Genomic DNA, 8467 nt, shown 5'->3' on the forward strand with positions numbered 1-8467 from the left:
CACGGCCGGCGAGGGAGCCGACCGGCCGGTTCCGCCAGAGGTGCTGCGCGCGGTCGTGGACGTGCTGCGGACCTGGGACTGGGCCGAGCGGCCGGTCGCCGTCGCGTCGGTGCCCTCCCGCCGCCGACCTCAGCTCGTGTCGTCCCTCGCCGCGGGCATCGGTGAGCTCGGGCGGCTCCCCTACCTCGGCGCCCTCGACCTGGTCGACGGCGGACCCGTGGGAGAGCCGGGCGGGAACAGCGCCTTTCGCCTCGCCAACACGTGGGGACGGCTGGGGCTCGGCGACGACCTGCGTAGCCGGCTCAGCGGCATACCCGGTCCTTTGCTCCTCGTCGACGACGTCGCCGACTCGCGGTGGACGCTGACGGTGTCCGGGGCGCTGCTGCGCCAAGCGGGTGCGCCCGCCGTCCTGCCCCTCGTGCTCGCGCTCGAGGCATGACCGCAGCAGGGATGCTGCCGGTGCCCTGCCAGTCCGGCAGCGGGCACTAGGGTCGACGCTGTGACCGACGACCTCACCCCGACGCTCTCGCCCATCGAGGACCTCATCGACGTGCTGACGCTGCGGGAGCTCGGCACGGCGCACATCTCCGTGACGGGGATCGCCGGCCAGAGTGCCGCGTCGTCGATCGGCGCGACTGAGGCGCGGGTGTTCGAGGGCCGCAGCCAGCGGATGCCGCACGAGCGCGTGTTCGGCGGTCAGGTGCTGGCCCAGTGCGTCATGGCAGCCGGCCTGACGCTCAAGGCAGTCGAGGAGCGGGAGGGGCCGCGGCCGATCCACTCGCTCCACGGCTACTTCATGCGGCCCGGGGACGACACACAGCCGATCCGGTTCGCGGTCGAGGAGATGCGGGACGGGAGGTCGTTCTCGACCCGGCGCGTCCACGCGATCCAGAACGACGCGCCGATCATGTCGTTCACCGGGTCGTTCCAGGCGCACGCGCCCGGTCTCGAGCACCAGCTCACGATGCCCGAGCTGCCCGGTCCCGAGGGGCTGCGCTCGCTCGCCGACCTGCTCGGTCGCATCGACCACCCGGCCGCCCAGCATGTCGCCCATCAGCGCCCGATCGAGCAGCGTCCGGTCGAGGAGGCCACCTTCCTCGCGCCGTCGCCCGACGCCGTGGCCGAGCAGCAGGTGTGGATGCGGGCGTTGGCAGAGCTGCCCGACGACCCGCTCATCCATGCCGCCGTCCTCGCCTACGCGAGCGACTACTCCCTGCTCGACCCGGTGCTGCGCAGACATGGTCTGCTCTGGGGCGACCCACGCCTCCGGGTGGCCAGCCTCGACCACTCGATGTGGTTCCATCGCCCCGTCTCTGCGGACCGGTGGTTCCTCTACGTCCAGGAGTCGCCGTCCGCCTCCAACGGCCGTGGGCTCGGAATCGGTGAGATGTTCCAGGAGGGCCAGCTGGTCGCGACGACGGCGCAGGAGGGCATGGTCCGCGTCAAGGACGCCTGACCCCCAGCCCCGATCGAAAGAACAGCTTCTGGGCCCACCCGCCGATCGAAAGAACAGCTTCTGCGGGCAAACCCGGCGCAACGTTGACGGAGTTCGGTCGATCGTGGCGAGTCGCGTTCCCGTTGAGCAGTTCCCGGCCCGAAAGCTGTTCTTTCGATTGGACTTGGGCCAAAGACCCCGAAAGCTGTTCTTTCGATCGTCAGCGGGTTCGGAGGACGGCGACGTCGTGGCCGTCGAGCCAGACGCCCGACTCATCGACCACGGGAGCCCGGCCCCACGACACGAGGACCCGATCGACCATGAGTCCCTTGAGGGGCACGACCTGTGACCTTGGCCGGAAGTTGCAGACGACGTGGACGTGGCCCCGGTGCATGATGAGCCAACCGTCCGCCTCGTCGACGTCCACCTCGGTCGCGCGCAGGTCCCCCGACCGGGCGTCCGGCTCGCCTCGGCGGGTCTTGATCAGCTCCTGATAGAAGTCGAGCATCTCGGTGTGCCCCGGCTTCGTGATCTGGGTCCAGTCGAGGACGCTCGCGCTCCGCGTGGCGGGATCCTGTGGGTCGGGGAGGTCCTCCGCGGTCCACCCGTGGGCCGCGAACTCCTCGCGCCGACCCTTGCGCACCGCATCGGCGAGCCACTGGTCGTCGAACGACGTGAAGAACTGGAAGGGCGTGCTCGCGCGCCACTCCTCGCCCATGAACACCATGGGGGTGTACGGCGAGAGCAGATAGAGCGCGGCCCCGATCGCCTGCTGGCCGGGAGAGACCGTCTCGTTGATCCGGTCGCCCAGGGCGCGGTTGCCGATCTGGTCGTGATTCTGCAGGTAGGCGACGAACCGGTGACCAGACGTGGTCTTCTGATCGACCGGAGCCCCCCAAGCCTTCCCCCGGAACGTCGACATCCGCCCGTCATGGAGGAACGCGTCGGTGAGCGTCTTGGCCAGGATCCGCAGTGGGGTTCCCTCGGGCCAGGCCTCGGTGCCTCCGGCGAAGTCGGCGTAGTACCCCTGCCGCTCCCGGGTCAGGGCGACATGCAGGGCATGGTGGATGTCGTCGTCCCACTGGGCCGTCATGCCTCGTCCGCCCTGTGCGGTCGGCCTCACCATGACGGGGTCGTTGAGGTCGCTCTCCGCGATGAGCTCTAGGGGGCGGCCGAGCTGAGCGGACACGCTGGCCGTCTCGTCGCTCAGCTCGGCGAGGATGTGGCGGGGCGAGTCGTCGTGGAGCGCATGGACGGCATCGAGTCGAAGGGCGTCGACGTGGAAGTCGCGGAACCACCGCAGCGCGTTGTCGATGACCCAGCGACGCACCTGGTCGCTGCCCGGTCCGTCGAAGTTGAGCGCGGGCCCCCAGGGCGTGGAGTGGCGGTCGGTGAAGTACGGCCCGAACGCCTGCAGGTAGTTGCCGACCGGACCGACATGGTTGTAGACGACGTCAAGGCACACTGCCAGACCCCGGGAATGGCACGCGTCGACGAACTCCTGGAAGGCTTCCGGGCCTCCGTAGGGCTGGTGGACGGCGTACGGCTGCACCCCGTCGTAGCCCCAGCCGTGGGGACCGCCGAAGGCGGCGACCGGCATGACCTCCACGACGTCGACACCGAGCTCGACGAGGTGGTCGAGACCCGCGGCGGCGCCGGCGAAGGTGCCGGCACGGGTGAAGGTGCCGACATGCAGTTCGTAGAACACCGCACCGAGAGTTCCCTCGCCGCCGCGTGCGCCCCGCCAGTCCCCGTCGCTCCACGCGAAGGCGCCCGCGTCGAAGGTCCGGGTCGGGCCGTGAACTCCGTGCGGGAGCCAGGGACTGCGTGGGTCCGGGACGGGGTCGCGGGCGTCGACCGCGAAGAGGTAGTCGATGGGGCCGTCGCAGGCCGGCGTCCACGACCACCAGCCGCCCTCTTCTGCGGACATCGCGTGACGGTCTCCCTCGACCACGCACTCGACGACCTGAGCGTCGGGCGCCCACACCCTGACCGGCGAGATCATCGCGTCCTCCTCACGTCGTCGCGCACGAGGATGGCCACGGGCAGGCCATCGAGCGGCACGACGTCCCGGAGCATCGCCGCACCACCGGCAACAACATTGTCGGACAACAGGTTCCGCCACGAGCCCGATGGGAGCGTGACGACCGCCTCACTCCACCCACCGCGGCTCGCGAGTCGTCCCGCATCGCGCGTGGCCAGGACGAGCACGTCGTCCGGGCCCCCGGGTCCGCGCCGGAAGCCCACCGCGTCCTCAATCGAGGTGGCGATCGGCGCATAGCCCGCCTGGGCCCCGACGAAGACCTCGGGCCGCGCACGCCGGATCCGCAGCGCCGTCGCAGTGACCAGGAGCTTCTCGTCGGCCACGTCTCGGGGCGGCTCACCGGCATCGAGCCGCTCGAGGCGCCGAGCCCGCTCCTGGTAGTCGACTGGCCGGCGGTTGTCCGGGTCGACGAGCGACAGGTCGACAAGGTCGGACCCTTGGTAGAGATCCGGGACTCCTGGCATGAGCAGCTGGATCACCTTCTGGCCCAAGGTGTTTGCGCGAATCGCAGGCGCACTGTCTGTGAGCCAGGCCTCGACATGCTGGGCGACGTCGGCGTCGGTCGCGATGCCCCTGCAGAACCGGGCCACGGCCGCTTCGTAGTGCGCGTCACCGTCGACCCACGCAGTGTGCAGCTTCGCCTCACGCACCGCCTTGGTCGCATAGCCGACGAGTCGCTCCGGACTGATCGGCCAGGCCCCGACCACCGTCTGCCAGAGGAAGTACTCGGTGAGGGGATCGACAAGCTCGTCGCGGTGAGCCGCGGCCATGCCGCACGCCTTGCGGACCCAGGCGGACCACTCCGCCGGGCGCCCGGACAGCACGGCCAGGCGGGCCCGGACGTCCTCAGACCGTTTCGTGTCATGCGTCGACAAAGTCGTCATCGTCAGCGGCCAGTCGGTGGCGATCCGCTCGGCGAAGGCGTGGAACTCGGGGACCGCGACGCCGAACCGACCGGGATCGCCACCGACCTCGTTGAGGCCGACGAGCCGCACGTAGCGGTAGAAGACGGTGTCCTCCACCGCCTTCGCCATGACCGGGCCACACGTCTGCTGGAACCGGACGACGAAGTCACGTTGCGCCGCCGGGTCCGCGACGTCGGCGGCCTGTCCGAGAGCGAGGTCGATGACCGCAGCAAGCACGTCGCGGTCGACGGAGTTCCGGGAGTCGGCCAGCCCATGCGCCGCAGCAGTCCTGACCACCTCCGCGTCGTCCGGCTGGACCGGCTCATCCGGCCTGACGTAGACGCGGTAGCGGTCCATGCCCATCAGCAGCGCCTCGATGGCCCGCCGCACTGCGCCCTGGTCCAACCACGGCAGGGCACGGTCGACGAGCCGCATCAGTCGGTGGATCTCCGCGGGCAACACGCGCTCCACGACGTGGCGCTTCGCCTCCCGGGTCATCGACGCGAGGTCCTGCGGCTCCCCGAGCAGCTCCTCCGACAGAGCCGCGAGCGGCTCGGCCCCGCCGGGGTCGACGAACAGGCCGCCCACGCGCAGGAGCGTGTCGTAGCCCGTCGTCCCGGCGCAGGCCCAGTCGTCGGGGAGCCGTTCCTCCCCCTCGAGGATCTTCTCGACCACGGTCCAGCCACCACCCGTCGCTGCCGCCAGCTGGTCCAGATAGCCGCGCGGGTCGGCGAGTCCATCGGGGTGGTCGATACGCAGGCCATCGACGTCGCCGGATAGCACGGCGTCGACCAAAATCCGGTGCGTCGCCTCAAAGACCGACGGGTCCTCCACGCGTACCCCGATGAGGGAGGTCACGTCGAAGAAGCGTCGGTAGTTCAGCTCCGTGGCGGCGTCTCGCCAGGAGGCCAAGCGGTAGTGCTGGTGCGCGAGGAGCGAGCCCAGCGGCATACGGGCTGCGTCTGACCCCGGCGACAGCGGAAGGACGTGGTCGAAATAACGCACCACGTCCTCACCCCCCACCCGGTCGAGGGTGAGCTCACCCGCTGCGAGCGTCTCCGCCAGGGACGACCCGAGCACGGGCCAGAGCACCTTCCCCTCGAGGGCGTCCCAGTCGATGTCGAACCAGTGCGCGTAGGGCGATGCCCGACCCTCGCGGAGCACGGACCACAGCGGCTCGCTCAGCGACACCGGCACGGGGGTCGTCATGTGGTTGGGCACGACGTCGACGACGAGGCCGAGTCCCGCCTCGTGGGCGGCGCTCGCGAGACGGCGGAAGCCGGCCTCCCCGCCCAGGCCCTCGTCGAGCCGCGAGTGGTCGACGACGTCGTAGCCGTGCGTCGACCCGGCCGTGGCCTGGAGGATCGGGGACAGGTAGAGGTGGGACACGCCGAGGCGAGCCAGGTGCCCCGCCTGCGCCGCCGCATCGTCGAAGGTAAGCTCCGGACCGAGCTGGAGCCGGTAGGTCGAGAGGATGCGGCGGCCCGCGCTCACGCGTCGGCCCCCTGCGGGCTGCGCAGGACGACGACGCTCCGGGCGTCCACCTGGATCTGCCAGCCGGGCTCGAACTCCTCGGCATCGATCTCGCGGGCGGCCGTGTCCACCTCGGGGATCCACAGGCGCCCGTACTCCTCGTCGGGCAGGGTGAACGTGATCGGCTGGTCGTGCGCGTTGAACATGACGAGGAACGAGTCGCCGAGCGTCCGCTCGCCCCGCTTGTCGGGCTCGGGGATCGCCGAGCCGTTGAGGAACACCATGATCGACTTCGCCATGGCATCGTGCCAGGCCGGCTCGTCCATGTGATCGCCGCTCGGCGTGAACCAGGCGATGTCGCCGAGGTCGCTCTCGCCGCCGTGGTCGGGACTGCCGGCGAAGAACCGGCGACGCCGGAAGACCGGGTTCTCCCTCCGCAGCCGGATGATCGACTGGGTGAAGGCCAGCAGCCGCTGCTCGTCCTCCAGCAGGTCCCAGTCGACCCACGTGATCTCGTTGTCCTGGCAGTAGCCGTTGTTGTTGCCGAGCTGGGTGCGGCCCAGCTCGTCGCCATGGCTGATCATCGGCACGCCCTGCGAGAGGAGGAGCGTGGCGAGGAAGTTCCGCTGCTGCCGCGCCCGCAGCTCCACGACCTCCGGATCCGTCGTCGGCCCCTCGACGCCGCAGTTCCAGGATCGGTTGTGGCTCTCTCCGTCGACGCCGCCCTCCCCGTTGGCCTCGTTGTGCTTCTCGTTGTAGGAGACGAGGTCGCGCAGCGTGAAGCCGTCATGACAGGTGACGAAGTTGACCGACGCGATCGGTTTGCGGCCGGTGTGCTCGTAGAGGTCGCTCGACCCGGTGAACCGTGACGCGAACGCGGCAAGGGCGCCTCCCGCACCACGCCAGTAGTCGCGGACCGTGTCCCGGTACTTGCCGTTCCACTCCGTCCACAGCGGCGGGAAGCCGCCGACCTGGTAGCCGCCCTCGCCGACGTCCCACGGCTCCGCGATGAGCTTGACCTGGCTGACGACGGGGTCCTGCTGGATGAGGTCGAAGAACGCGGACAACTTGTCGACCTCGTGGAACTGGCGCGCGAGCGTCGCGGCGAGGTCGAAGCGGAAGCCGTCGACGTGCATCTCGGTCACCCAGTAGCGCAGCGAGTCCATGATGAGCTGCAGCACATGCGGGTGGCGCATGAGGAGGGAGTTGCCCGTCCCCGTCGTGTCGTAGTAGTGGGCGAGGTCGTCGCTGACGAGGCGGTAGTAGCTGTTGTTGTCGAGGCCGCGGAAGGCGAGCGTCGGCCCGAGGTGGTTGCCCTCGGCGGTGTGGTTGTAGACGACGTCGAGGATCACCTCGATGTCGGCCTCGTGGAGCGCCTTGACCATCCCCTTGAACTCGAGCACCTGCTGACCACGCTGCCCGCCGGCCGCGTAGCCGTTGTGCGGCGCGAGGAAGCCGATCGTGTTGTAGCCCCAGTAGTTCGACAGGCCCCGGTCGAGCAGGTGCGAGTCCTGGACGAACTGGTGGACGGGCATGAGCTCGATCGCGGTCACCCCGAGTCCCTTGAGATGCGCGATGGTGGCGGGGTGGGCGACGCCGGCGTAGGTGCCGCGGATCCCCTCGGGGATGTCGGGGTGCAGCCTGGTCAGGCCCTTCACGTGGGCCTCGTAGATCACGGTGTCGTGGTACTCGTGCCGCGGCGGTCGGTCGTTGGACCAGTCGAAGAACGGGTTGGTGACGACCGAGAGCATCGTGTGCCGGAGGCTGTCGTCGGTGTTGATCCGCCTCGTGGACGCCGCGTCGGGGTCGCCGAAGGTGTAGGAGAAGAGCGCCTGGTCGTTGTCGGCCTGTCCCTCGATCGCCTTGGCGTAGGGGTCGAGGAGCAGCTTGGTCGGGTTGCACCGGTGACCACGGGCCGGGTCGTAGGGGCCGTGGACCCGGAAGCCGTAGCGCTGTCCGGGCTGCAGGTATGGGACGTACCCGTGCCAGACGAAACCGTCGACCTCGGGCAGGTCGATGCGCGTCTCGGAGAGGTCGTCCCCCTCACCGTCGACGAGGCAGAGCTCGATCCGGTCGGCCACCTCGGAGAACACGGCGAAGTTCACGCCCGTCCCGTCATAGGTCGCCCCGAGCGGGTAGGCCTGTCCGGGCCAGATCTCCATGGACCTTCTCTCGTCTTCGGGTCGGGCGGCGCCAGCCATTCTGCCGTATGCCGCTGGGCTGGCTCCCAGCCCCGCTACAGATGGGCGGTGCCGACCTTCCAGTACCCCATGAACGCGACGTGGTGGCGTGCCATGCCGACCTCCCCGACGAGGATGCGTCGAATCGCCTTGACCGTGTCCGAGTCGCCCGCGACCCACGCGTAGGTCTCATCGGGGCCGGCTGTGTCCGCCTCGGCGGACGCGGCCGCCTCGGCCGGGCTGACCGCCACCGTCTCGCCCGAGGAGCTGAAGAGGCTCGTCTCCCAGACCTCCGTGTGGTCGGTGTCATCGCTGTCGGTGGTGTCGCCGGAGTCGGAACGGGCCGGCTCCTCGACCGGCGCGGCAGCGTCCAGACGCCAGTGCCGACGAACGGTTTCGATCGTCGCGGTGCCGCGGGGCCGGCTGCCCC

General features: G+C 69.9%; 5 protein-coding genes and 1 pseudogene. 2 read left to right on the forward strand and 4 right to left on the reverse strand.

Annotated elements, in window-relative coordinates:
• Both VIR15_RS03870 and VIR15_RS03875 read left to right on the forward strand, forming a co-directional pair.
• Positions 1-439 (forward strand): annotated as a pseudogene (locus tag VIR15_RS03870) (recombinase RecQ); the annotation flags it as partial.
• A 60-nt stretch (positions 440-499) separates the two neighbouring features.
• Positions 500-1456 (forward strand): acyl-CoA thioesterase, encoded by a 957-nt coding sequence (locus VIR15_RS03875; protein WP_331926156.1) that lies wholly within the window; start codon positions 500-502, stop codon positions 1454-1456.
• Positions 1457-1655: 199 nt separating this feature from the next.
• Here VIR15_RS03875 and treZ read toward each other — a convergent pair whose 3' ends face one another.
• The 4 genes from treZ to VIR15_RS03895 all read right to left on the reverse strand — a co-directional run.
• Entirely contained in the window at positions 1656-3440 is a 1785-nt protein-coding gene (gene treZ, locus VIR15_RS03880; protein ID WP_331926157.1) for a malto-oligosyltrehalose trehalohydrolase, read from the reverse strand.
• The gene (gene treY, locus VIR15_RS03885; protein WP_331926158.1) at positions 3437-5878 is read right to left on the reverse strand and encodes a malto-oligosyltrehalose synthase; all 2442 of its coding nucleotides are present in this window, start codon (positions 5876-5878) and stop codon (positions 3437-3439) included. The genes treZ and treY overlap by 4 nt, the downstream gene beginning before the upstream one ends.
• On the reverse strand, positions 5875-8019 hold the full coding sequence (gene glgX / locus VIR15_RS03890; protein WP_331926159.1) for a glycogen debranching protein GlgX: 2145 nt from the start codon (positions 8017-8019) through the stop codon (positions 5875-5877). Before glgX ends, treY begins: the two co-directional genes overlap by 4 nt.
• A gap of 74 nt (positions 8020-8093) precedes the next feature.
• On the reverse strand, positions 8094-8467 hold a 374-nt coding region (locus tag VIR15_RS03895), incomplete at its 5' end, for an SIP domain-containing protein (protein ID WP_331926160.1).

Source organism: Intrasporangium sp. (assembly GCF_036566125.1).
Taxonomy (GTDB): Bacteria; Actinomycetota; Actinomycetes; order Actinomycetales; family Dermatophilaceae; genus Intrasporangium.

Bases quoted from the DNA above. Each gene is read 5' to 3' on its own strand.
- treZ (WP_331926157.1), bottom strand. From the start codon at position 3,440: ATGATCTCGCCGGTCAGGGTGTGGGCGCCCGACGCTCAGGTCGTCGAG.
- glgX (WP_331926159.1), bottom strand. From the start codon at position 8,019: ATGGAGATCTGGCCCGGACAGGCCTACCCGCTCGGGGCGACCTATGAC.